This is a genomic window from Bacillus sp. C-3-6, assembly GCF_054509685.1.
In genome coordinates this window covers 3,405,609-3,430,774 of the sequence record NZ_CM137247.1, presented here as the reverse complement: position 1 = coordinate 3,430,774, position 25,166 = coordinate 3,405,609, and the positions used below count along the sequence as shown (strand labels likewise).

The 25,166-nt window shown below is 35.1% G+C and carries 24 protein-coding genes; 16 read left to right on the top strand and 8 right to left on the bottom strand.

Annotation, left to right across the window (positions count from 1 at the left end; all coding sequences use genetic code 11):
- Nucleotides 1-11: 11 nt before the first annotated feature.
- Entirely contained in the window at nucleotides 12-161 is a 150-nt protein-coding gene (gene sspO, locus ACW0JX_RS17490; RefSeq protein WP_000518057.1) for an acid-soluble spore protein SspO, read from the bottom strand.
- Nucleotides 162-452: 291 nt separating this feature from the next.
- On the opposite strand from sspO, the gene acnA reads away from it, so the two are divergent.
- Together acnA and ACW0JX_RS17480 are read left to right on the top strand one after the other, a co-directional pair.
- A complete protein-coding gene (gene acnA / locus ACW0JX_RS17485) occupies nucleotides 453-3,176 on the top strand; it encodes an aconitate hydratase AcnA (RefSeq protein ID WP_000238555.1) in 2,724 nt (907 codons plus the stop codon).
- Nucleotides 3,177-3,293: 117 nt separating this feature from the next.
- Entirely contained in the window at nucleotides 3,294-4,928 is a 1,635-nt protein-coding gene (locus ACW0JX_RS17480) for an ABC transporter ATP-binding protein (protein ID WP_095690385.1), read from the top strand.
- Between the two features lie 38 nt (nucleotides 4,929-4,966).
- Here the strand turns inward: ACW0JX_RS17480 and ACW0JX_RS17475 are convergent, their stop codons facing one another.
- Nucleotides 4,967-5,224: a hypothetical protein gene (locus ACW0JX_RS17475; RefSeq protein WP_095690386.1), complete on the bottom strand. Its 258-nt coding sequence runs from the start codon at nucleotides 5,222-5,224 to the stop codon at nucleotides 4,967-4,969.
- A 252-nt stretch (nucleotides 5,225-5,476) separates the two neighbouring features.
- Here ACW0JX_RS17475 and ACW0JX_RS17470 point away from each other — a divergent pair, with 252 nt between their 5' ends.
- Nucleotides 5,477-6,052: a TlpA family protein disulfide reductase gene (locus ACW0JX_RS17470; RefSeq protein ID WP_000269086.1), complete on the top strand. Its 576-nt coding sequence runs from the start codon at nucleotides 5,477-5,479 to the stop codon at nucleotides 6,050-6,052.
- Between the two features lie 115 nt (nucleotides 6,053-6,167).
- Nucleotides 6,168-7,115 carry a 3'-5' exonuclease gene (locus ACW0JX_RS17465; RefSeq protein WP_048655766.1) on the top strand — a complete coding sequence of 316 codons (948 nt, stop codon included), beginning with the start codon at nucleotides 6,168-6,170 and terminating at the stop codon, nucleotides 7,113-7,115.
- Nucleotides 7,116-7,364: 249 nt separating this feature from the next.
- On the opposite strand, the gene ACW0JX_RS17460 is transcribed toward ACW0JX_RS17465, so the two are convergent.
- Nucleotides 7,365-7,862 (bottom strand): DAPG hydrolase family protein, encoded by a 498-nt coding sequence (locus tag ACW0JX_RS17460; RefSeq protein WP_000795982.1) that lies wholly within the window; start codon nucleotides 7,860-7,862, stop codon nucleotides 7,365-7,367.
- Between the two features lie 560 nt (nucleotides 7,863-8,422).
- Here ACW0JX_RS17460 and ACW0JX_RS17455 point away from each other — a divergent pair.
- Nucleotides 8,423-8,566: an FbpB family small basic protein gene (locus ACW0JX_RS17455; RefSeq protein ID WP_001254699.1), complete on the top strand. Its 144-nt coding sequence runs from the start codon at nucleotides 8,423-8,425 to the stop codon at nucleotides 8,564-8,566.
- 43 nt (nucleotides 8,567-8,609) lie between these two features.
- Nucleotides 8,610-8,744, top strand: coding sequence for an acid-soluble spore protein SspN (sspN, locus tag ACW0JX_RS17450; protein WP_000527987.1), 135 nt, complete (start codon nucleotides 8,610-8,612; stop codon nucleotides 8,742-8,744).
- An 86-nt stretch (nucleotides 8,745-8,830) separates the two neighbouring features.
- Here sspN and ACW0JX_RS17445 read toward each other — a convergent pair whose 3' ends face one another.
- Nucleotides 8,831-10,123, bottom strand: a complete 1,293-nt coding sequence (locus tag ACW0JX_RS17445; protein WP_000614855.1) for a glycosyl hydrolase family 18 protein — start codon at nucleotides 10,121-10,123, stop codon at nucleotides 8,831-8,833.
- A 111-nt stretch (nucleotides 10,124-10,234) separates the two neighbouring features.
- On the opposite strand from ACW0JX_RS17445, the gene ACW0JX_RS17440 reads away from it, so the two are divergent.
- Complete coding sequence (locus tag ACW0JX_RS17440) at nucleotides 10,235-10,654, top strand: acyl-CoA thioesterase (protein ID WP_000495812.1); 420 nt, start codon at nucleotides 10,235-10,237, stop codon at nucleotides 10,652-10,654.
- 26 nt (nucleotides 10,655-10,680) lie between these two features.
- Here ACW0JX_RS17440 and ACW0JX_RS17435 read toward each other — a convergent pair whose 3' ends face one another.
- Entirely contained in the window at nucleotides 10,681-10,971 is a 291-nt protein-coding gene (locus ACW0JX_RS17435; RefSeq protein WP_001054453.1) for a HesB/YadR/YfhF family protein, read from the bottom strand.
- A gap of 107 nt (nucleotides 10,972-11,078) precedes the next feature.
- Nucleotides 11,079-11,675 carry a glycerol-3-phosphate 1-O-acyltransferase PlsY gene (plsY, locus tag ACW0JX_RS17430; RefSeq protein WP_000258974.1) on the bottom strand — a complete coding sequence of 199 codons (597 nt, stop codon included), beginning with the start codon at nucleotides 11,673-11,675 and terminating at the stop codon, nucleotides 11,079-11,081.
- Nucleotides 11,676-11,900: 225 nt separating this feature from the next.
- On the opposite strand from plsY, the gene ACW0JX_RS17425 reads away from it, so the two are divergent.
- The 8 genes from ACW0JX_RS17425 (at nucleotide 11,901) to ACW0JX_RS17390 (ending at nucleotide 22,907) form a co-directional block, all read left to right on the top strand.
- Complete coding sequence (locus ACW0JX_RS17425) at nucleotides 11,901-13,757, top strand: anaerobic ribonucleoside triphosphate reductase (protein WP_098127241.1); 1,857 nt, start codon at nucleotides 11,901-11,903, stop codon at nucleotides 13,755-13,757.
- On the top strand, nucleotides 13,754-14,206 hold the full coding sequence (nrdG, locus tag ACW0JX_RS17420; RefSeq protein WP_098127240.1) for an anaerobic ribonucleoside-triphosphate reductase activating protein: 453 nt from the start codon (nucleotides 13,754-13,756) through the stop codon (nucleotides 14,204-14,206). The genes ACW0JX_RS17425 and nrdG overlap by 4 nt, the downstream gene beginning before the upstream one ends.
- Before the next feature lie 18 nt (nucleotides 14,207-14,224).
- Nucleotides 14,225-14,902 carry a response regulator transcription factor gene (locus tag ACW0JX_RS17415; RefSeq protein WP_001044679.1) on the top strand — a complete coding sequence of 226 codons (678 nt, stop codon included), beginning with the start codon at nucleotides 14,225-14,227 and terminating at the stop codon, nucleotides 14,900-14,902.
- A gap of 203 nt (nucleotides 14,903-15,105) precedes the next feature.
- A complete protein-coding gene (locus tag ACW0JX_RS17410) occupies nucleotides 15,106-16,347 on the top strand; it encodes a S1C family serine protease (protein WP_000542643.1) in 1,242 nt (413 codons plus the stop codon).
- A 79-nt stretch (nucleotides 16,348-16,426) separates the two neighbouring features.
- Entirely contained in the window at nucleotides 16,427-16,840 is a 414-nt protein-coding gene (locus ACW0JX_RS17405; RefSeq protein WP_000151397.1) for a CoA-binding protein, read from the top strand.
- Nucleotides 16,841-17,215: 375 nt separating this feature from the next.
- Nucleotides 17,216-19,180, top strand: coding sequence for a DNA topoisomerase IV subunit B (gene parE / locus ACW0JX_RS17400; protein WP_001062197.1), 1,965 nt, complete (start codon nucleotides 17,216-17,218; stop codon nucleotides 19,178-19,180).
- A 1-nt stretch (nucleotide 19,181) separates the two neighbouring features.
- The gene (gene parC / locus ACW0JX_RS17395) at nucleotides 19,182-21,605 is read left to right on the top strand and encodes a DNA topoisomerase IV subunit A (RefSeq protein ID WP_001147467.1); all 2,424 of its coding nucleotides are present in this window, start codon (nucleotides 19,182-19,184) and stop codon (nucleotides 21,603-21,605) included.
- A 270-nt stretch (nucleotides 21,606-21,875) separates the two neighbouring features.
- A complete protein-coding gene (locus tag ACW0JX_RS17390) occupies nucleotides 21,876-22,907 on the top strand; it encodes an oxidoreductase (protein ID WP_095690391.1) in 1,032 nt (343 codons plus the stop codon).
- 55 nt (nucleotides 22,908-22,962) lie between these two features.
- Here the strand turns inward: ACW0JX_RS17390 and ACW0JX_RS17385 are convergent, their stop codons facing one another.
- Nucleotides 22,963-23,406, bottom strand: a complete 444-nt coding sequence (locus tag ACW0JX_RS17385) for a VOC family protein (protein ID WP_000171338.1) — start codon at nucleotides 23,404-23,406, stop codon at nucleotides 22,963-22,965.
- 59 nt (nucleotides 23,407-23,465) lie between these two features.
- On the opposite strand from ACW0JX_RS17385, the gene ACW0JX_RS17380 reads away from it, so the two are divergent.
- A complete protein-coding gene (locus ACW0JX_RS17380) occupies nucleotides 23,466-24,434 on the top strand; it encodes a helix-turn-helix transcriptional regulator (protein WP_459244972.1) in 969 nt (322 codons plus the stop codon).
- 92 nt (nucleotides 24,435-24,526) lie between these two features.
- Here ACW0JX_RS17380 and ACW0JX_RS17375 read toward each other — a convergent pair whose 3' ends face one another.
- On the bottom strand, nucleotides 24,527-25,129 hold the full coding sequence (locus tag ACW0JX_RS17375; RefSeq protein ID WP_003291871.1) for a TetR/AcrR family transcriptional regulator: 603 nt from the start codon (nucleotides 25,127-25,129) through the stop codon (nucleotides 24,527-24,529).
- Nucleotides 25,130-25,166: the final 37 nt, after the last annotated feature.

The following is a 25,166-nucleotide window of genomic DNA, read 5'->3' as shown; positions in this document are numbered from 1 at the left end:
GGGATTTTTCTTTACTGGTTCTTTTTACGTTTCTTATTATTTTGTCGCTCTGCTGGAGTTAAAGGCTCGTTTGCAAATTCTTCATTGTAACCAGTTCCTTGTCCTTGTGCAGATGCAGCATTCATTCCTGAAATAGTATGATTTGCTTTTCTTTTACCCATTTTATTTCACCTCTATAACATTTTTTGTATGTTGAATGATGAGCAGTTCATAGTATGTATGAACTGTAAGTAAACCGCTGATAGAGCACTTTACTTTATGATAATAGTATTCATAAGGAGCATGAAAGCTATTCAAATTTAGAAACATAAAGAAAACTTATGATAATCTATAAGTTTCTTATTATTTACTTATTTAGAAAGTTGTAATAAGATATTATCGTAAGGTATTGAAAAGTTTGTCTACATTTTATATTCAGACAACTCAGTCACGTTTAACAGGGGGGAAACATAATGGTCAAACATAATCCATTTCAATCACGTGCAACTTTTGAAGTAGATGGAAAAACGTATCATTATTATGATTTGAAAGCGCTTGAAAATGCAGGGGTTGGCAACGTATCTCAATTACCATATTCCGTGAAAGTTTTACTTGAATCAGTACTTCGTCAAGTAGACGGACGTGTAATCACAGAAGAGCATGTTACAAATTTAGCGAAATGGGGAACGAAAGATGTGCAAGATATCGATGTTCCATTTAAACCATCTCGTGTAATTTTACAAGATTTCACTGGTGTTCCAGCTGTTGTTGATTTGGCTTCGCTTCGTAAAGCAATGGCAGACATGGGTGGGGATCCTGACAAAATTAATCCTGAAATTACTGTAGACCTTGTAATTGACCACTCTGTACAGGTTGATAGAGCGGGTACGGCAGACGCGCTTGCATTCAACATGGACTTAGAGTTTAAACGTAATGAAGAACGTTATAAATTTTTAAGCTGGGCACAAAAATCATTTGATAACTACCGTGCAGTTCCACCAGCTACAGGCATTGTACACCAAGTAAACCTTGAATATTTAGCACCAGTTGTTCATGCTGTGAAAAATGCTGAAGGTGACTTAGTTGCATACCCAGATTCATTAGTTGGAACAGACTCACATACAACAATGATTAACGGTATCGGCGTTCTTGGATGGGGCGTTGGTGGTATTGAAGCAGAAGCAGGAATGCTTGGACAGCCTTCATACTTCCCAGTACCTGAAGTAATCGGTGTGAAATTAACTGGCACACTTCCAAGTGGTACTACAGCAACAGACGTTGCATTAAAAGTAACACAAGTATTACGTCAAAAAGGTGTAGTTGGTAAATTTGTTGAGTTCTTCGGTAATGGACTAAAGAGCATGCCTTTAGCTGACCGTGCAACAATTTCAAATATGGCACCAGAATACGGCGCAACTTGTGGATTCTTCCCAATCGATGATATTTCATTAGAATACTTACGTTTAACAGGTAGAGATGAAGAGCAAATTCGTATTGTTGAAGAATACTGTAAAGCGAACGGTTTATTCTATACAGCAGACAGTAAAGATCCAATCTACACTGATCTGGTTGAAATTGATTTAAATACAATTGAATCTAACCTTTCTGGACCGAAACGCCCACAAGATTTAATTCCACTTTCAGATATGAAAGATGCGTTCCACAAAGCTGTTGTAGCACCAGTTGGAACACAAGGACTTGGATTTAATGAGCAAGAGTTCGATAAAGAAGTGAAGGTTACATTAGAAGATAAAGAAGTAACGATGAAAACAGGTGCAATTGCAATCGCTGCAATTACAAGCTGTACAAATACATCAAACCCATATGTATTAATTGGGGCAGGTCTAGTTGCGAAGAAAGCAATTGAAAAAGGACTTGTAGTACCTGAGTACGTAAAAACATCATTAGCACCAGGATCTAAAGTTGTTACAGAGTACTTAGATAAGTCTGGTTTAACAACATATTTAGATCAATTAGGTTTCCAAACAGTTGGTTACGGCTGTACGACTTGTATCGGTAACTCTGGTCCATTAGCGCCAGAATTAGAAGAAGCAATCGCAGCAAACGACTTATTAGTAACATCTGTTTTATCTGGTAACCGTAACTTTGAAGGTCGTATTCATCCACTTGTAAAAGCAAACTACTTAGCATCACCACCACTTGTTGTGGCATATGCACTTGCAGGTACTGTTGATATTGACCTGAAAAATGATGAAATCGGTAAAGATGCAAATGGCAATGCTGTTTACTTCAACGATATTTGGCCATCAGCTAAAGAAATTGAAGATGTAGTTCAAAGCGTTGTTACATCTGAACTATTCAAGAAAGAATATGCACAAGTATTTAATAGCAATGAGCGTTGGAATGAAATCCAAACTTCAAACGAAGCTTTATATACTTGGGATAATGATTCAACATACATTCAAAACCCACCATTCTTTGAAGGGTTATCTAAAGAGCCAGGTGAAGTTGAAACGTTATCAGGTTTACGCATAGTTGGTAAATTTGGTGATTCTGTAACGACAGACCACATTTCACCAGCAGGTTCAATTGGTAAGCACACACCAGCTGGACGCTACTTATTAGAAAACGGCGTACAACCAGTTGACTTTAACTCTTACGGTTCTCGTCGTGGTAACCATGAAGTTATGATGCGTGGTACATTTGCAAACATCCGTATTAAAAACCAAATCGCACCAGGAACAGAGGGCGGATATACAACATATTGGCCAACTGGTGAAGTAACATCAATCTATGATGCTGCTATGAAATATAAAGAAGATGGAACAGGTCTTCTAGTTGTTGCTGGTAAAGATTACGGTATGGGAAGTTCACGTGACTGGGCTGCGAAAGGTACTAACTTATTAGGTATTAAAGCAGTAATCGCAGAAAGCTTCGAACGTATTCACCGCAGTAACTTAGTGTTAATGGGTGTATTACCACTTCAATTTAAAGATGGCGAAAGTGCTGAAACATTAGGCCTTGTTGGTAACGAGTCATTTGAAATTCAAATCGACAAATCAGTTAGACCACGCGATCTTGTAAAAGTAGTTGCAACTGATTTAGATGGCAACGAAAAACAATTTGAAGTAGTAGCTCGTTTCGATAGTGAAGTAGAAATTGACTACTACCGTCACGGTGGTATTCTGCAAATGGTTCTTCGTGAGAAAATCGAAGAGTCAAAAGTGTCGAACTAAATAATTGAAATGAAAAATAAGGAAGCTAACAATAGTTAGCTTCCTTATTTTATGGAAAGGGATGAAACCATATGGTTTCATCCCTTTCTTTTTACTACGAAAAGTGGAGGGAACGTCATGAAAGAATATAAAAGAATATTGTTGCCGTTACGAAAAGAGAAAATATTAGTAATGGCATCTGTATGTAGTGGGATAATTGCTGCCATTTTAAATTTATCACGCCCAATTTTCATGGGATTAATTGTAGACAATCTTATTCAAAGGGAGCTAAAAGGTGCGTATTTATATATAGCTTTGTTTGCGGGTATTCGCTTTTTAATGTGGACGAACAATCTTTTATTTGATTATATAAGCTCAAAAGCCAGTCAACGTATATTACAAACGAAACGTATAGAATTATTGCGTCACTATTTCTCATTATCGTTTGAAGAGAGTGAGAAGATTAAGCAAGGGGAGTTAGAAACTTTGGTCGTATCTGATATTCCGAACTGGGTCAGATTATATGGCTCTATATTAATAGAGTATATACACGCTATTGCCCAATTTATTGGAGCTTTCATAGCACTACAACATATAGATTTGCAGTTTATATTGTGGGTAACTCCGTTTTTATTTTTAAGTGCAATTGTTCCAATACTGATGGGAGGAAAGGTAAGGGATATTGCAAGCATTGCTCAAAAAAATCAATCGAGTGTTGTAGAGATGGTGTCACAGTTTGTAAAGGGTATACAAGATTTACGTAGTTTACAAAAAGAAAAATGGGCCATTCGCTTATTTAAAGGAGTAACGGCACAATCTTATAAATCGGAAGTAAAGAAGACGATGATGCAACATTGCATTGGAGTAGTTGAAACAGTGATTGAAACAGGAGCATATATCGTTGTTCTCATTGTAGGTGCACAAAAAATAATGAAAGGGGAAATGGAAGTTGGTTCACTTGTTGCAGTGTTAGCTACAATTGAAATGCTCTTTTTCCCAGTCCGTTACGTGGGCGATTTATTAATGACGACACAAGTTGCAGTCGCTTCGGCAAATAGAGTTTTTTCCTTTTTAGATAAAAGAGTGGCAGATAGTAATGTAGAAAGAGCGATGGGGATGATAATAACAAATGTTTCATTTCAGGAGAGTGAAGAAGAGAAATGTAGAATTAATAATATTGATTTGCAAATTAATCCTGGTGAATTCGTTATCATTGTCGGAGAAAGTGGTGCAGGAAAAACAACGCTTTTAAAATTAATGACAGGTTTGTATAAACCATCTAACGGTAGTGTTGTTTATTATGGTCAAAAGGCTCGAATGACTACAGTGTGGCAAGAACCACGTTTTTTCCGAACGACGGTAACAGAGAATATGTATTTCGGGGAAGAGGGTTTAGAAAATCAGTTAGAAAAAAATAGTGAACTTATAAATGCAACGCCGATTATTAGAGGGTTACCTGAAGGGAGTCAAACTGTGCTACATAAAAGCGGTGAAGAGTTTTCAGGAGGCGAAAGAAAACGTCTTGCATTATTACGAGCAATTGGTTCAAATCCGAATCTTATTATTTTAGATGAACCGACTGCGGGGTTAGATCCGAGTAATCAAGAAACTGTTTGGAATATGATTGAAGGACTAGGAAGAGATGTAACGAGAATTGTGGCAACACATGATGTAGAGAAAGTGATACTAGCGGATCGTGTTGTCATAATGAGAGAAGGAAGTATTGTTGCATGTGGAAGTCCTGAAAAATTAATAAATAGTCATTCATTTTGAAAGAGATGTGAATAAAGATAAGAGCAGTGACCTTATCTTTATTCAACATCATTTATTTGATATTGGATAGATTCTGAATGATTTAGATCTACGTTAAAAGTAGCAGTCATAAGGAAAGTGGCAATTCCAAGAATTAAGAAAAGGGCGAATGAGACTAGAGAAATGTAGAGACAAATACGTCCTACTTTCTTTTTTTCAAGATCGTTACTAAAGAGTGAAATGATCCATGTAATAATACCGATTGGATATAAAAGAAAACTAAGAATATATAATGTTATTTTTTCGAATGAATTCATAAAAAATCCCCCTTTTGTTGAAGTTTATATAAGTACGAAAGTAAAAAGGTGAATGGGCCCATAAGAAGATAAACAACATTTCATCTGTTTTTCTAATTATATGATAAAAAGGAAAAAATCACACATTGAATAAGAATATTCTAATTATTTCGACTCTGAATATTTCCAAGCTTGTCCGTATAAGCTAAAATAAGGTATATAGCATTTTGATGAATGTGTTAAAAGAAGATAAATACGTTAGGGTGATATAAAATGTGGCGGAAGCTTACGATTATTGTAGTGTTACTTTGTTTAGCGGGATATGCAGCTTATGAACAGTTTGGTAATAAAGAGCAGGCGGTACAAGGAAAGCAAGAAAAAAGTGAAGCTGCGATGAAAGAGATTATCGCAAGGAATGGTATTGAGATAGGGAAGAGTGCACCAGACTTTGAGTTAACTAAGTTAGATGGGACAAATGTAAAGTTATCGGATTTAAAAGGAAAGAAAGTAATTTTAAACTTTTGGGCTACGTGGTGTGGACCATGTCAGCAAGAAATGCCTGATATGGAGGCTTTCTATAAAGAACATAAAGAAAACGTAGAAATTTTAGCAATCAACTATACGCCTTCAGAAAAAGGTGGGGGGGAAGAAAAGGTAAGTAATTTTGCTAAAGAAAAAGGAATTACTTTTCCTGTTTTATTGGACAAGAACATTGATGTAACGACAGCGTATAAAGTAATTACGATCCCAACTTCGTACTTTATAGATACAAAAGGTGTCATTCAAGATAAGTTTATTGGGCCGATGACGCAAAAAGAGATGGAAAAAAGGATTGCGAAATTAAAGTAATGGTGAAAAGGTAGAGATGGAAAGTAGCCATTTCTGCCTTTTCTTTTTCAAGTAGTGAAAGCTTCATGATATGATAAAAGAAATATAATTGTTAAGAGATAAAGGAGTGTATGGAGTGGGGAATATATCCTTACCGTTAGATTATGTTGTAATTGATTTTGAAACAACAGGATTTAACCCTTATAATGATAAAATTATTCAAGTTGCAGCAGTGAAATATCGTAATCATGAACTAGTAGATCAATTTGTTTCCTATGTGAATCCAGAACGTCCAATTCCGGACCGAATAACGAGTTTAACGGGTATTACTAATTATCGTGTTTCAGATGCGCCGACGATTGAAGAAGTGTTACCTTTATTTTTAGCATTTTTACATACAAATGTTATTGTCGCCCATAACGCTTCTTTTGATATGCGCTTTTTGAAAAGTAATGTAAATATGCTTGGGCTGCCCGAACCTACAAATAAAGTAATTGATACTGTATTTTTAGCAAAGAAATACATGAAGCATGCGCCTAATCATAAACTTGAAACGTTAAAAAGAATGCTTGGAATTCGTTTAAGCTCCCATAATGCATTTGACGATTGTATTACATGTGCTGCTGTTTATCAAAAGTGTGCAGCTATTGAAGAAGAAGGACAGAGAAAAGTAAATAAGGTCTTACTCGATGAAACCGTAGTATACGAAGCGGTGAAAGAAATGCTTGAACGTAATAAACGTAATGTAAAATGGCTACGTTGTATGCATGTAGGAAGTTATTTAGATATAAAAGCTTTTTATCCAGTTATGAGATTAAAGGTAAAAGGGCGAAAGAAATATGTATTAACAGAGATATTAGAAGATGATGTGAAAGAAATATGTACAAGCTTAACATGTGAACCAGCGTTAAATAGTGAAGCTGGTAATACGAGAATTATGCTGAATAGCTTAGAGGATGTTATGAAATTAGAAAGTTATATTTTAGAACAGTATGATTTTGTATTACAGGCGCTTCATGATTATAAAGAAAATGAAATGAATGCAGATGAAAAGTTGAAAGAGTATTTAAACGTTATGGTATAAAAACTCCGTGTGCTATTTTGAAGTGAACCCGAATTGTGGTACAGGAAAAAACATCTTCTGAATTCGCATACTAAGTATGTAAATTTGACGGAGATGTTTTTCATTTTAAGAGCAGAGTACATTACTGAGCATAAGTAATGTGGTTGGTTTGATATTGAAAGCCCCCATCATTTTAGTCATATCTAAAATGATGGGGGCTAATTTGTTTTCTAGTTAGTCACTTATTCAAAGAAAATTTGTTTAGTTACCTTACAAATTTTCTTTGAATAGTTCTGGTAAAAAATTACTGAACTCACTCATTTCTTCTACATTGTGTTTATATAAACCACTTAGATTAATAAATGGTGGTAACCCTTTCGGGAAAATGAATGTAGAAGTCATTACTGTACCGTTCTCGAATTTTTCATATTGATGTATTACTTGTGAAATTACATCGTCATGATCATCTAAACATGAACCCATTAAAACATGACTGTAATGTGTATTTATAGGACAATCTTTAGGGTCTTCCCATCTAATTCTTAGCGGGAATTCTAGTCCATCCCCAGCAGATTCAATTGAAGCTGATATGGCTCCTACATGCCCATGCACTTTAGGATCAACTAACCATTTAAAATCAACATGTTCTTCTGGGTGCCATAGTTTATATCGTTCAGAGTTATCGATATTATCCCACCACCAGTCAATCATTTCTGGTGTTACGTTATTCAATTCATGTTCAACTACTATTGATACTTGGTTTTTCATTTTTGTACCTCCTATTTTTTAACCAACATAGTGTTGGTTATTTATATTTGTTATTATAGTTTGTATATTTCATGTGTTCAATAAACAGAAATAGTCGATCTGTTGTATTTTGAACACTTTATAAAAATATGTCTAAAAAAATTAGAAGGGAAAAATTAGAAAAAGCATACATTAATTTACGTATAGCTCGTACTGAAGAAGCAATACGTAATGCACGAACTAAATTAATATATGAAAAAGGATGGATTGCATACGGTAAGGATATTACAACTAAAGCCAATAGTAATCGAGGGATATTTGCTCGGAAGTCAAAATATTTTTCGAATTAAGATATGGATGAAATGGTAACGGATTGTTGAAATATGTAAAAAGTACTAAGTGAATTGCAGCGGATGCTTTAGGTGTTTTGATATGTGTCTAGATTTCGTAAGTGTTGCAATATATTGTACACGGAGTTTTTTTAGGAGTACTAAAACATAAAATTTTCTTACAAATCTGATTAAAGAGTTTTTCGTTTGCTCATACTATGTAATAAGAAAGCGAAGGAGAGGGTGAACAACATGAGAAGAAGTCGCCGTAAATCGTTTGAAGAACTTGTAAATGAAAATAAACAACAATTATTAAGCGATCGTGATGCAATTGATCGCATTGAAGAGCGCATCGAAAAACGTTATGAAATGAAACTTTTTAAGCAAGCTGAATAATTCTTAACACTAGTACGATACTAGTGTTAAGGAGGCGATAGTAATGGGTAATCCGAAAAAAAATTCAAAAGACTTTGCACCAAATCATATTGGAACACAATCGAAAAAAGCTGGTGGAAATAAAGGGAAACAAATGCAAGATCAAACAGGTAAACAACCGATTGTTGATAACGGTTAAAAAGGAGAATGTTATCATTCTTCTTTTTTGTGAGGAAATGAAAGATGAGTTTTTAGCAGTAATATGAAAAAAAGGGCTGACTTTTGTCAGCCCTTTTTCGTAATCGTAAAATTTTCAACGAGTAAACGCCAATTTTGCGGGAATGGTAAACCGATTTTCCAGTAACTAATACCACCTATACCTTGTTCTTTCATTAAATTGAATTTACTTTGAACAGACCGTGAATCTTCAAACCAAACTTCGTGTTGTACACCGTTTTCATCAAAATAATTAAAATGAGGAGCTTGGGCTGTGAAATCATAACGAATAGGAACATTATATTTACGAGCTAGTGCAACAGCTGCGACGGAGCTAATTGCTTTTGCAGGTGGATTTCCTTGTTTAAATGGAAGCTTCCAATCAAACCCGTATAAATTTTGCCCCATCATAATTTTTTGTGGAGGCATTTGAGATTTTGCATATTGAAGTACTTCTTTCACTGGACCGATAGGAGAAATCGCCATCGGTGGCCCGCCCTGCCATCCCCAGTCATAGGTCATAATGACGACGAAATCAACAATTTGCCCTTGCGCTTTATAATCATGAGCTTCGAAAAATTTGCCCTTTTGATTGGAACTTGTTTTCGGTACGAGAGTTGTGCTCAATGTGTACCCACTAGGTAAGCGTGTTTTTACATTTCGTAAAAAGCGATTATACGCCTCGCGGTCTTCAGGTGCTACACTTTCGAAATCGAAATGAATGTCTCGCATGCCATATTTTTCAGCTGTTTGCAAAATGTTAGTAATAAATTTATTTTGAATCGTTGCGTCGCGTAAAATAACCGATGTTAGATCGGCACTGAAATTACCATTTTCAATATTTGTAATAACGAGCATAGGGATTGTTTTACCTTGCGTTGCAATATTAGCGATTTTAGCTGTTTCAGTAGGTTCTTTTAATGTGCCATCTCTTTTTGCCTCAAAACTAAAATAAGCTAAGTATGTTAAAAATGGATTAATGGCACGTGTAGCATTAACTAAACTCTCTTTAATAGGTATAGTTGAAGGTTGTAAATAAGCGATGGATTCTACAGCTCGTTTTGTGCCTTTTGGTACGTATAATTGTTGTCCGACATGGAGAATAGATTTTAAAGATAAATTATTAACTTTAGCTAAACTAGCGAGGGGGACATTATATGTTTGAGAAATTCGATATAGGCTGTCACCGGGCTGTACATAATAATTATTCCCTTTCGTATTAACGATAAGTGCCTGACCAACAACGAGTGTTTCAGCTGGATTTAATCCATTGTCTTTTACTATTTCGTCAGGTGTTGATCCATATTTTGATGCCAAGCTATATACGCTATCACCACTACGAACAGTTACAATTTGAATCATATGCTGGCTCCTTTCGGGAAAAGATTCACTATTTTTATTTTATTTTTGATGTCACTGTATTATGATTAAATGTATGCAAGGTAGCAGAAGTGAAAGAAGGCGAATATACATATGTTTGTAGCAGAACATGAAGTTGAAATCCGTTATGCGGAAACAGATCAAATGGGTGTTGTTTACCATTCAAACTACTTAGTGTGGCTTGAGTTAGGTCGCACGAAACTTATACAAGATTTAGGTTTTTCATATGTTGAAATGGAGAAAGAAGGAATTATTTCTCCTGTGTTAGATTTACAAATTTCATACCGTAAAGCGATGCGTTACGGAGAAAAAGCAATCGTAAAAACATGGGTAGATACTGTGAGCCCACTTCGCGTTGTATATGGATATGAAATATATAATGGTGATGGTGAACTTTGTATTACTGCAAGTACGACGAATATTTGTGCGAAAAAAGAAGGGTTCCGCCCTGTATCATTTAAAAAGTTATATCCTGAGTGGTATGCGAAATATGAGGAAATTAAGAAAAAATAAAAAAGCGTGGCAGAAGCCACGTTTTTTTATTTTTCATAATTAAATTGTGGGAAGTCGTCACCTTCGTTAAGTGTAACAGATAAATTATGTCCATCGAAGAACCATTCATCATCGCCTTCAATAAAGAAGTTAATACCTTCTTCTTGAATTTGAACAGCAGGATGTGCAGGATCATCTTTACGAATACCTAAAGAAAGTCCTTTTTGCACAGTACTGCAACCACCGTATTGTACGAAAAAGCGTAGTGTTTCATTTGATTGTAAGTTTAATTCATTTTTATACCATTGTGCTGCTTCTTTTGTTACGGAAAGATTCATGTATAGTTCCTCCAAATTATGTTGCTTTTCTTTAGTATAAAAAATAACGCAAAAAGACGCTATTAATATGCTTCACGTTTTCTTTTTGCGTTATGTGGGTTACGATCTTATTTTTGCTTTTTTGAAAAGTTTGCTTTTGGTTCAGTTTTATTTATAATTCGTCCGATATTTGCACGGTGTTTATAAATAACCATACCTGCTAATAAACACATCGCAATAATGAAGATTTTATCCCCGCTAACAATGGATGCAATAACAGCAACAACTGCTGTTACCATAGAAGAAAGTGATACGTATCTTGTTGTAAATAAAAGGGTGAAAAATACAACAGCCAATATTGCAAAAACAACTGGTGAATAGCATAATAGCACCCCAGCAGAAGTTGCAACTGCTTTACCACCACGGAATTTCGCGAAGATCGGGTAGACATGTCCAAGAACAGCCGCTAACCCGAACCATAGTGGGTGAATATCTAATCCGAAAATCATTGGTAGACTTGTTGCTAATGTCCCTTTTAAAATGTCAGCAATTGTAACGGTAAAACCTGCTTTTTTCCCTAATGTACGGAATGTGTTTGTTCCGCCTAGATTACCGCTCCCGTGCTCACGAATATCGATTCCGTAGCCAATTTTTCCAACAACTAGTGCAAATGGAATCGAGCCAAGCAAGTAGGCAACGATAAATAAAAGATATGTAGTAACCATAAGTTCAGTCTCCTTTATTCAAATGTGTTGATAAAGGGTAAAAAGAGTTTTTCCCGTATATTGTACCATACATTTGTAAAGAGCACATTTCTTTTTTGTAAATGAAAAATTCATTATTTCGTGAAAAAAATTTCACAGTAATGTTACATTTCTCACAGAAACAGCAAGACTATATGTAGTAACATTTTAATCAAAAGACAACAACATATTGGTGGAGGGTTATAAATGTTACAAAATAATACACGTGGAGAAGAATTAATGAAAGTGTTCGAGACGATAGTCCACGGCAATGAACAAGATTTAATGCAAGAAAATGCAAATGTAGACGGCCGCTCTCCAATGGGTGTAATGGGAACGTTCGCATCTGAGAGTGCAAAATATTATGCTGTTGAGAGTTTATTGTCAGATCAAGTGAAAAAAGCGATAAATGAAAATATATTATATCCACATGATTTAGATTTTTATGCGACAGGAACGACGACTTGTTCGCAAATTCCGTTAGCGCAAATGCTTGCTAACGGTTTTCATACTGGACATGGACATATGAGACAACCACAAGACATTAAAAGTGCATTGGCTCTTTCGTCTATTATTTTTCAAGCGAATCAAAATATGCAGCATGGCGGTCAATCGTTTGCACTCTTTGATATTGATTTAGCACCTTATGTACGAAAAACAATTGAGAGACATAAAAAACGATTACAATCATATCCGCTTACGAAAGAACAAATAGAAGAATTTGCATGGAAAGAAACGGAAAATGATACGTATCAAGCGTGTGAGGCTTTCGTTCATAATTCGAATAGTATGCATAGTAGGGGCGGAGGACAAGTACCGTTTATTTCTATTAATTACGGAACAGATACATCAAAAGAAGGAAGAATGTTAATTAAACAACTATTAAAAGCAACACAAGCTGGACTTGGTAAAGGAGAGACACCAATTTTTCCAATTCAAATTTTCAAGATGAAAAAAGGTGTGAATTTTGAAGAAAGTGATCCGAATTACGATTTATTTGAATTAGCATTAGAGACAACTGCAGAGCGATTATTCCCTAACTTTTCATTTTTAGATGCTCCGTTTAATGCAGTGCATTATGATGGAAGACCAGAAAGTGAAGTATGTTACATGGGATGTCGTACCCGTGTTATGTCTAATATACATGGAGAAGAAACAGCGATTGGTAGAGGGAATTTATCATTTACGTCTATCAATTTAGTGAAATTAGCGTTAATTAGTGGTTCAAAAGAAGCATTTTTTGAAGCGCTAAACTACTATTTAGATTTAGGAATTAAGCAGCTATTAGAAAGATTTGCGTATCAATGTACGAAGCGAGCAAGAGATTTTCAGTTTTTATATTCACAAGGTGTATGGCGTGGTGGAGAAACATTGCATCCTGAAGACTCCGTAGCCTCGATTTTAAAACAAGGGACGTTAAGTATTGGTTTTATCGGTCTTGCGGAATGTTTAGTAGCTTTAACAGGAAAGCATCATGGGGAAGATGAAGAATCATGGAAACTTGGGTATGAAATTATTTCCTTTATGAGAGATAGAATGGATAAAGCGACAGAAGAACATCAACTGAATTTCTCAGTAATTGCAACTCCAGCAGAAGGATTATCAGGGAAGTTTGTGAAAAAAGATAGAGAAGAATTTGGCGTGATTAGCGGTATAACGAACCATAATTACTATACGAATTCATTCCATATTCCAGTTTATTATAACATTCAAGCGATAAATAAAATCCGTTTAGAAGGTCCGTTCCATGCTCTATGTAACGGGGGACACATTACGTATATTGAACTAGACGGAGCAGCAATGCATAACAAAAAGGCATTAAAACAAATTGTACAAGCCATGGCAGAACATGGCGTTGGATACGGTTCAATTAATCATCCTGTTGACCGTTGTAAGTGCTGTAGTTATCACGGGGTTATTGGGAATGAATGTCCAAGTTGCGGGAATGAAGATGAGGCTAATATAGAAAGAATTCGCCGTATAACAGGCTATCTTGTAGGAGATATGTCAAAGTGGAATAGTGCGAAACGTAGTGAAGAGATAGATCGGGTGAAACATAAATGAAAGTGATGAATATTATTCATGATAGTGTAGTAGATGGAGAAGGATTGCGGACAGTCGTGTTTTTTGCGGGCTGTCCGCATCGTTGCGTTGGTTGCCACAATCCGAAATCGTGGAATATTTGCAACGGAATGGAAATGACAGTAGAAGAAATTGTGAAAGAGATTGCAAGTAATCCATTAACTGATGTAACATTTTCAGGTGGAGATCCATTTTTTCAAGCTGCTGAAGTGAAAAAGGTAGCAAAAATCGTGAAAGATTTGAAAAAAAACCTATGGATGTATACAGGTTATACGTTAGAAGAGATACAGAGTTCTCAAAATAATGATATGATAGAGTTGTTACATTATGGGGATGTTTTAGTCGATGGAAGGTTTGAAATTGAGGAAAAAGATTTAACACTTCCATTTCGCGGAAGCTCCAATCAACGTATTATTCGATTGAAAGAGTAAAAAGGCGGGATAGATTATATGAACAAAACAGTATTGCTTGTTGAAGATGAAAGAAGATTACGTGAAATTGTTAGTGATTATTTTCGTAATGAAGGCTTTGAAGTAATCGAAGCAGAAGATGGGAAAAAAGCGTTAGAGTTATTTGCAGAGCATGAAATTGATTTAATTATGTTAGATATTATGTTACCGGAAATAGATGGATGGTCTGTTTGTAGAAGAATTAGAAAAGAATCAGCAGTACCAATTATTATGTTGACAGCACGTTCGGATGAGGATGATACATTGCTAGGTTTCGAATTAGGTGCAGACGAGTATGTAACGAAACCATTTAGCCCGAAAGTATTAGTAGCTCGTGCAAAGACGTTATTGAAACGTGCGGATGGTGCGGTAGGAGTAGCGGAAGAAAATGCTATGTCTTTAGCTGGAATAGAAGTGAATCGTCTATCTAGAACTGTTTTAGTAGATGGAGAAGAAATTATATTGACACATAAAGAATTTGAACTTCTTGTGTATTTAATGGAGAACAAAGGAATTGTGTTATCACGTCAACATTTATTAGACCAGTTATGGGGATATGACTATTACGGTGATGACCGAACGGTTGATACCCATATTAAAAAACTTCGAAATAAGCTAGGAGATAAAGCGAAGCATATCGGTACTGTTATTCGAGTTGGTTATAAATTTGAAGAATAATCTAGAACGATTTGTGTAATTTAGCCTAGGGAAATGGCAATTTTATACTCTCTTTTGAAGGTAGAATGTACAAAAAATACTTTTCTTGTCTACAATGTTAGATAGGAGTATTTTTTTAATTGGATTTCACGATGAGTTCACAAGAAGGACACAAAACGTGACTATACTGAAAATACGAATTCACCAGAGAGGGGAAATAAAACATGGGATATTACGACGGACCAAATTTAAATGAAGAGCATAGTGAAACGAGAGAAGTGAGAAAATCAGGTAGTAAAAAAGGCTATTTCTTCACAGGTTTAGTGGGAGCTGTAGTCGGAGCGGTTTCGATTAGTTTTGCAGCACCATATATGCCATGGGCTCAAAATAATGGAGCACCAGTATCATCATTTAGTTCGGATTCAAAAGTAGAAGGTACTGTAGTTCCTGTTGTAAATAAAGCGAAAAATGAAACTGATTTACCTGGTATGATTGAAGGAGCGAAAGACGTTGTTGTAGGTGTTATTAATATGCAGCAAAGTGTTGATCCATTTGCAATGCAACCGACAGGTCAAGAACAACAAGCTGGTTCAGGATCAGGTGTTATTTATAAAAAAGCAGGAAATAAAGCATATATTGTAACAAACAACCACGTAGTAGATGGTGCAAATAAACTTGCTGTAAAACTAAGTGATGGTAAAAAGGTAGATGCAAAGTTAGTAGGGAAAGATCCTTGGTTAGATTTAGCTGTTGTTGAAATTGACGGCTCTAATGTGAATAAAGTTGCAACTTTAGGTGACTCAAGTAAAATCCGTGCGGGTGAAAAAGCAATTGCAATCGGTAACCCACTAGGATTTGATGGAAGTGTAACGGAAGGCATTATTAGTAGTAAAGAACGTGAAATTCCAGTTGATATTGATGGCGATAAACGACCAGATTGGCAAGCACAAGTTATTCAAACAGATGCAGCGATTAACCCAGGTAATAGTGGTGGTGCATTATTTAACCAAAATGGTGAAATAATTGGGATTAATTCAAGTAAAATTGCACAGCAAGAAGTTGAAGGAATTGGATTTGCTATACCAATTAATATCGCAAAGCCAGTTATTGAATCACTTGAAAAAGACGGAGTAGTAAAACGTCCAGCTCTTGGAGTAGGTGTCGTTTCGTTAGAAGATGTGCAAGCTTATGCAGTCAATCAATTGAAAGTACCGAAAGAAGTAACAAACGGTGTTGTATTAGGTAAAATTTACCCAATATCACCGGCAGAAAAAGCTGGTTTAGAGCAATATGATATTGTAGTAGCATTAGATGATCAAAAAGTAGAAAACTCACTTCAATTCCGTAAATATTTATATGAAAAGAAAAAAGTAGGCGAGAAAGTAGAAGTTACATTCTACCGTAACGGTCAAAAAATGACGAAATCGGCTACTTTAGCAGATAATTCAGCTACAAAGAATCAATAATCGAAATAAAAGAAAGTCTCTTTCATATTGAAAGAGACTTTCTTTATCGGCTATACTAAAGGAATAGGAGGGATTAATTATGACAATTGAAAACCCAACTCGTACGGAAATTGGTGAAGTGTTAAAGAGAAGCAAAACAATTGCGGTTGTTGGATTATCAGATAAGCCAGAACGTACATCGTATATGGTTTCAAAAGCAATGCAAGATGCTGGATACCGTATTATTCCAGTTAATCCAACAGTAGATGAGGTGCTTGGAGAAAAGGCAGTTTCTTCACTAAAGGATATTAAGGAACACGTTGACATAGTAAATGTATTTCGTCGCTCAGAGTTTTTAATGGATGTTGCAAAAGAATTTGTAGAGATTGATGCAGATGTTTTTTGGGCACAATTAGGAGTACAAGATGAAGATACATATAAACTTTTAAAAGAAAAAGACTATACTGTAATAATGGATCGTTGTATTAAAGTAGAACATGCGATGACAAAATAGTATAGATTTAAAAGTAGAAAGATTGATTCAGCCCTCATTATAGATAAGTAGGGCCGATGAACGAGGTGTTCATCATGAGATTTTTTAAAGGCTGTTTTTGGGGATTGTTATTTGTAATCCCATTTTGGATCTTGATCATTTGGATCATAATAAAGGTTTGGAATGTGTAATCTTGGAATACATATCCATTTCTCGTTGACAAACGATTATTTTTCTGAAATAGTAGCCTAGAGGAATCCTTGTGAGAAAACAAGGATTTTTCTATTGAAGATGGTATATAAAAGAGATAAGATAACTTGCCAAAACTATAGTCGAGGCGTTATTCTATAATAGAAACATATGTTCTGATTTTGGATTAGGAAAGGGGCAAGGAGTTTGGCGAAGCATCAGTTCCAATATAATGAAGATGCGATTCAAGTGTTAGAAGGACTTGAAGCCGTTCGAAAACGCCCGGGTATGTATATCGGGAGTACGGATAGCCGTGGATTGCATCATTTAGTATATGAAATAGTAGATAACTCCGTTGACGAAGCGTTAGCGGGATTTGGCGACGAAATTTCAGTCGTAATACATAAAGATAATAGTATTAGCGTTATAGATAAAGGGCGAGGAATGCCTACGGGAATGCATAAACTTGGGAAACCTACACCTGAAGTTATTTTAACTGTACTTCATGCAGGTGGTAAGTTTGGTCAAGGTGGCTATAAAACGAGTGGTGGTTTACACGGTGTTGGGGCATCAGTTGTAAACGCTTTGTCAGAATGGTTAGTAGTAACAATTAAACGTGATGGTAACATTTATGAACAACGCTTTGAAAATGGTGGTGTTCCTGCAACGACGTTAGAGAAAATCGGGAAAACAAAAGAGTCTGGTACGACAATGCACTTCAAACCAGATACAACGATTTTCAGCACGACAAATTACAATTATGAAACATTATGTGAGAGATTACGTGAATCTGCATTCTTATTAAAAGGAATGAAAATCTCGATAAAAGACGAACGTAATGATTTAGAAGATATATTTCATTATGAAACAGGAATCGAAGCTTTCGTTTCATATTTAAACGAAGAAAAAGATTCAATTCACCCGGTTGTATATTTCACTGGTGAACAAAACGGAATTGAAGCAGAACTAGCATTCCAGTTTAATGATGGTTACTCAGAAAATATTCTTTCGTTTGTAAATAACGTACGTACAAAAGATGGTGGAACACACGAAGCTGGATTTAAAACAGCAATGACGCGTGTGTTCAATGAGTATGCTCGTAAAGTTTCATTATTAAAAGAAAAAGATAAAAATTTAGAAGGTACAGATATTCGTGAAGGTGTAGCGGCTATCGTTTCTGTACGTGTACCAGAAGAAGTACTTCAGTTTGAAGGACAAACGAAAGGGAAACTTGGTACAAGTGAAGCTCGTTCTTCTATTGATGCCATTGTATCAGAGCATTTAGCTTACTTTTTAGAGGAAAACCCGGATGTAGCTACACTTCTTGTGAGAAAGGCAGTTAAAGCAGCGCAAGCACGTGAGGCTGCTCGTAAAGCGAGAGAAGAAGCACGTAGTGGTAAGAAGAAGAAAAAATCAGAAGGTACGTTAAGCGGGAAGTTAACACCTGCACAATCACGTAATCCTCAGAAAAACGAATTGTATTTAGTAGAGGGTGACTCTGCTGGTGGTTCAGCGAAACAAGGACGAGACCGTCGTTTCCAGGCCGTATTACCATTACGTGGTAAAGTAATTAATACAGAGAAAGCAAAGCTTGCTGATATCTTTAAAAATGAAGAGATTAATACAATCATTTATGCGATTGGCGGCGGTGTAGGAAATGAATTTGATGTTGAAGATATTAACTACGATAAAGTTGTAATTATGACCGATGCCGATACGGATGGAGCTCATATTCAAGTATTGTTATTAACGTTCTTCTACAGATATATGAAGCCACTTATCGAAGCGGGTAAAGTGTTTATCGCACTCCCTCCTTTATACAAAGTAAGTAAAGGAAAAGGTAAGAGTGAAGTAATTGAATACGCTTGGTCAGATGAGGAATTAGACGGTGTAACGAAAAAAGTTGGAAAAGGCTATATGTTACAACGTTATAAAGGGCTTGGTGAAATGAATGCGGATCAATTATGGGAAACAACAATGAATCCTGAAACGCGTACATTAATTCGCGTGAAAATTGATGATGCAGCAAGAGCAGAGCGCCGCGTTACAACATTAATGGGCGATAAAGTAGAACCGCGCCGTAAATGGATTGAACGTAATGTACAGTTTGGTATGCAAGAAGAAGGAAATATTTTAGAAAATGAAATGATTATGGAGACGGAGGTGGAATAACATGCAAGCAGAGAAGTTTCATGACCTCCCGCTTGAAGACGTGTTAGGTGATCGCTTTGCACGTTATAGTAAATATATTATTCAAGATCGTGCACTTCCAGATGCACGTGATGGCTTAAAGCCAGTACAAAGACGTATTTTATATTCTATGTATGTAGAAGGTAATGTACATGATAAAGCGTTTCGTAAATCAGCTAAAACAGTAGGTAATGTTATCGGTAATTATCATCCACATGGAGATTCCTCTGTATATGAAGCAATGGTACGCTTAAGCCAAACTTGGAAAGTACGTAATGTTTTAGTTGAAATGCATGGTAATAACGGTAGTGTTGATGGGGACCCAGCGGCAGCAATGCGTTATACGGAAGCTCGTTTATCACCAATCGCATCTGAATTATTACGTGATCTTGATAAAGAAACAGTTGAATTCGTGTCAAACTTTGATGATACGAGTGAAGAACCAGTTGTATTACCAGCAGCGTTCCCGAATTTATTAGTGAACGGATCTACAGGGATTTCCGCTGGTTATGCAACAGAAATTCCTCCGCATCATCTTGGAGAAGTTATTGATGCTACAATGATGCGTATTGATAAGCCAAATAGTACTGTTGATGATTTATTAACAGTTATGAAAGGACCAGATTTCCCAACAGGCGGTATTATTCAAGGGATTGATGGTATTAAAAAGGCGTATGAAACAGGTAAAGGTAAAATTATTATTCGTGGAAAAGCAGAAGTTGAAACAGTGCGCGGTGGGAAACAACAAATTGTAATCACTGAAATTCCTTACGAAGTGAATAAGGCAAACCTTGTAAAGAAAATGGATGAATTACGTCTAGATAAAAAGTTAGATGGTATTGCTGAAGTGCGTGATGAGACAGATCGTACTGGTTTACGAATTGTTGTTGAATTAAAGAAAGAAGCAAACGCCGAAGGTATTTTAAATTATTTATATAAAAATACAGATTTACAAATTCCATATAACTTTAATATGGTAGCGATTAATAATCGTCGTCCAACACTTATGACATTACCAAAAATTTTGGATGCTTATATTGGACATCAAAAAGAGGTTATTACGAGACGTTCGCAATATGAATTAAGAAAAGCAGAAAATCGTCAACATATTGTAGAAGGTTTAAAGAAAGCATTATCGATTTTAGATCAAGTAATCGAGACAATTCGAGCTTCAAAAGATAAACGTAATGCGAAAGATAATTTAAGTGCAAAATTTGGCTTTACAGAAGCACAGGCGGAAGCAATTGTTTCCTTGCAATTATATCGCTTAACGAATACAGACATTACGGCGTTACAAGAAGAAGCAGATGAGCTTAATAAGAAAATTCTAGAGCTACAGTCAATTTTACAAAGTGAAAAAAGATTACTTCAAGTCATTAAAACTGATTTGAAGAGAGTTAAGAAAACATATAGTGATGATCGCCGTGCTATTATTGAAGAACAAATTGAAGAAATTAAAATAGACGTAGAAGTGATGATTCCACAAGAAGATGTCATCGTTACTGTAACGAAAGAAGGATATGTGAAACGTACTGGATGGCGCTCACATAATGCATCAAACGGCAAAGACTTCGGTATGAAAGAGGGTGACATCTTACTTGAACGATTCGATACGAATACGACTGAAACAGTTCTTTTATTCACAAGTAAAGGGAACTATATATATCTTCCAGTATACGAAATGCCAGATATTCGTTGGAAAGATTTAGGTCAGCACGTTGCAAATATCGTTTCACTCGACCGAGATGAAACGATCATTTGGGCAACGGTTGTACCGAACTTTGAGGAAGAAAAACGATTTATCGTATTTGTAACACGAAATGGTATGATAAAGAAAACAGAATTAAATCAATATAAAGTTCAGCGTTATTCAAGGGCATTCGTTGCTGTAAACTTGAAAAAAGATGATGAAGTTGTCGATATATTTGCGACAGATGGAACGAGTGATATCGTTCTTGCTACACATGGTGCATATGCACTTATTTTCCATGAAGATGAAGTAAGTCCAGTCGGTGTAAGAGCTGCTGGTGTGAAAGCAATTAATTTAAAAGAAGATGACTATGTCGCTTCTGGTAAACCGTTAAATGGTGATAAAGATCAACTTATTCTCGTAACGCAGCGTGGTGCTGTAAAACGTCTAAAAGCATCAGAAATTGAAAAATCAACGAGGGCGAAGCGAGGTCTTGTTATTTTCAAAGAGTTAAAACGTAATCCGTACCGCATTGTCGGTATTGAAATTGTTCGGGACGATGAATTAGTTTACATGAAGACAGAGAAAAACATTGTAGAAGAGATTGATCCGAAAGCGTATCGAAATAAAGACCGATATAGTAATGGTAGCCTAGTGCTAGATGTAAATGATACTGGTGAAGTAGTAGAAACGTGGACGAAGAAAAGACCAGAATAAAGAGGGCATCTTGCTATGAATAGTAGCAAGATGCTTTTTTCTAGGCAATTTATTATGTAAATAATAATAATCTTGTTATAATAACCGAATGAAATCGTTCTCATAAAGTGAAACTTTAATCAATGGGGATTTTCTTCATCCTCACTGATTATTAGTTGAACTAATCGGGCTTTAACAAGCAGTTGATTCCTCACCTAATTCCTTAGCTTTCACTGAATTTTGGGTTAGGAATCTTACCGCCCGTTAAAGCGGCACAAATGGAGGGGCAACATGAAAAAAATAGGTGTAGGGATTGTAGGTTTTGGTTTTTCTAGTACGACATTTCATATCCCACTATTACAAACAATAGAAGAATATGATATTCGAGCTGTATTATCCTCAAAAGAAGAGGTAGTAAAAGAAACATTACCAAACGCTAATGTTGTTAGTACAATTGATGAATTGGTGAAGCGAGCTGATGTTGACTTAGTTGTTATTACATCACCTAATACAACTCATTTTCCATATGTAAAAGAAGCAATTTTAAACGGTAAGCATGTTGTTGTAGAAAAACCATTTGTTGTTTCAATTGAAGAAGGGGAAGAGCTTATTACATTAGCAGAGCAGCATAATGTAATGTTAAGCGTATATCATAATCGTCGTTTTGATAATGATTTCTTAACAATTAAGAAATTGTTAGGAGAAAACAGAGTAGGGAATGTATACGCATATGAATCAAATTTTGATCGTTTCCGTCCACATGTACGTGATCGATGGAGAGAAAAAAATCTACCAGGTTCCGGTATATTATACGATTTAGGATCGCATTTAATTGACCAAGCGTTATCAATATTCGGGAAACCAGATGCGATAAGTGCAGATGTAATAAAACAACGACCAGGTGCAGAGGTGGATGATTATTTCCACATAGTACTGCATTACGGAGTTAAACGTGTCATTTTACGTAGCAGCAGTTATGTGAAAAAAGCTGGACCGCATTTTATAGTGCATGGAGAGAAAGGTTCTATCGTGAAGTACGGTATGGATTCGCAGGAAGAGCAATTAAAAAATGGAATGAAGCCAGGCGATAACGGTTATGGGGTAGACGATGAAGAGAATTTTGCTACGTTAGAAACAGAAGAAAGCCTAGAGCGTATTCCAACAGAAGTCGGTTGTTATGACAATTATTATAAAGGTGTACGAGATAGTATATTAAATGGTGAGAAACTACCTGTAACAGCAAAAGAAGGTTTAGATGTTATTAAACTAATTCAATTAGCGATTGAAAGTAGTGAAAAGGGTAGAGTCATTTCTATAAAATAAAAAGACACGAATTTCGTGTCTTTTTTATTAGGAATATGTGAATATGATTAATTAATTAGTTTAGTCGTTTATCATACATTAATTGGATTTGTATGCCATAAGGATCTTCAATAATACCATATGCTTCACTAAATATATTTTTTTCTAGCTGAGAGATTATTTTCACATGCTTATCGGAAATTAAATTATTATAAAACCTTTGTATTTCTTCTAAATTAGCGCTTTGAATGCAAAGTGACATGTTATTTCCAACGTTATAACGTTCATTAGTATTCATTGTATCTTCTGCTATCATTAGCTTTGTATTCCCAATTTGTAAAACAGAGTGAGCAATATGATCTTTATTTTCACTTGTAATTTTAAAAGAACTATCTCTTTTCGCCAGTTCTTCATACGTAACAATCATTAACTTTTTGGCTTCTAAATTACGTATATAAAAATTAATCGCCTCCTTTGCTTGCCCATTCATTGAAAGAAAAATAGCTATTTCTAATGTCATAAATATATAACTCCTTTATTAGTTGATAATTATAATATAGATTAAAAGGGTTTCAATACATGAAACCTTTTTGGGAGGGAAATATGAAAAAAACGGAACGAATAAATGATATGCTTATTTTCTTAAAGAATAAAAGATATTTTAATTTAAAAGATTTAATGACTAGATATGATATTTCTAAAAGTACCGCGTTGCGAGATATTCAATCATTGGAAGAAATAGGTGTACCCATATATTCTGAACTGGGTAGAAATGGAAGTTATAAAATTATAGAAAATAATGTGTTATCACCAATTTATTTTAGTGTGGATGAAATGTATGCGTTATACTTTTCAATTCTTACGCTAAATGGATACAAGACAAAACCATTTAATGTAGAAAGTATTGCGCTTGAAAATAAATTTAAACATGTCTTACCTGATAATGTGAGTAAAAATATTTCAATCATGGAACGAACGCTTTCCTTTGAAGTAACAAATCATAGTAATTTTAGTCCGTTCTTAAAAGAAATTTTACAGGGGATTTTTGCTGAGCGAGTTTATCATTTAACATATTTAAAAAAAGGTGAGGAGAAAGCATTGGTTGCCCAATTTATTCGAATAGAATCTAAATTTGGCCAGTGGTATGCTAAAATCTTTAATTTTGAGACAAATCATGTTCAAATAATTAGATGTGATAAAATTCTTTCTATTGTGGAAACAAGCAATGTTCATCCAAAAAATCTTGAAGAATTATTAAGTTATCTTACTACTTTTCACAGGAAGCCTGATGCAATTGATTTTAGCGTCATTGTTAATCAAAAAGGAAAGGATATTTTTGATAAAGAGAATTATCCTTCCATGAGGATGCAAAAGGAAAATGAAAATTACATTATAACAGGCTATTTTAACAAGCAAGAATTTGATTTTATTTCAAATTACTTTCTGAATTTCGGTGAAACGATTATCTCAATTCAGCCTGTTATGCTAAAAGAGTTAATCTATAATAAGGTGTTATCTATAAAGCAGCATTTAACTTTTTTAAGATAAAGTTAGTTTTAGTCATTTTTTGATATGAAAAAGCCCTTGCGATTTAAATATCCAAAGGGCTTTTTGGTGATTCTATTTGTTCTTTAGAAAAATTATTTTTCTGGGACGGAGAGTCCATAAAAGAACATCGTAACGATATCTTGTATATGTTTTTCGCGATCTCCTTCAAGAAGTTGTGCCCCAAAATCATCACCTAATTTAGTAAACATTTGAATGTAAAGTAACATCATTTCTTTAGTAAGGTGTGGATTAATTTCGTTTTTGCGCTGAGCTTGTTCTAATATTTCTAAATACCAGGGCAGGATTTTTTCATTTTGATAACTATAAATAAACTTACGGAGTTCTTCGTCCCTTTGCATCATTTGTAGTAACATATCAGGTTGAAATAACCCGCCAGTATTCATTTTTCTTACAATCATTTTTTGCATCATATCATGAAAAGGTAATTTTTCTTCTGCAAGCTCTTTATAATATTGAAATTCAGATATGATAAATTCTTGTATAAGCTCCCTAAATAACGCATCTTTACTTCCGAAATGATTATAAATTGTAACTTGAGAAACGTTTGCTTCTTTTGCGATATGTTCTATTTTCACTTCATTAAATCCACGTTCTGAAAATAATACGAATGCTGCTTCTTTAATGGCACGCTTTTTCTTTTCTTTTACTCTTTCAAAGCCGTTCAATGCAATCACCTCACTTAAAATATACAAGAAAAAATAATGGAAAACA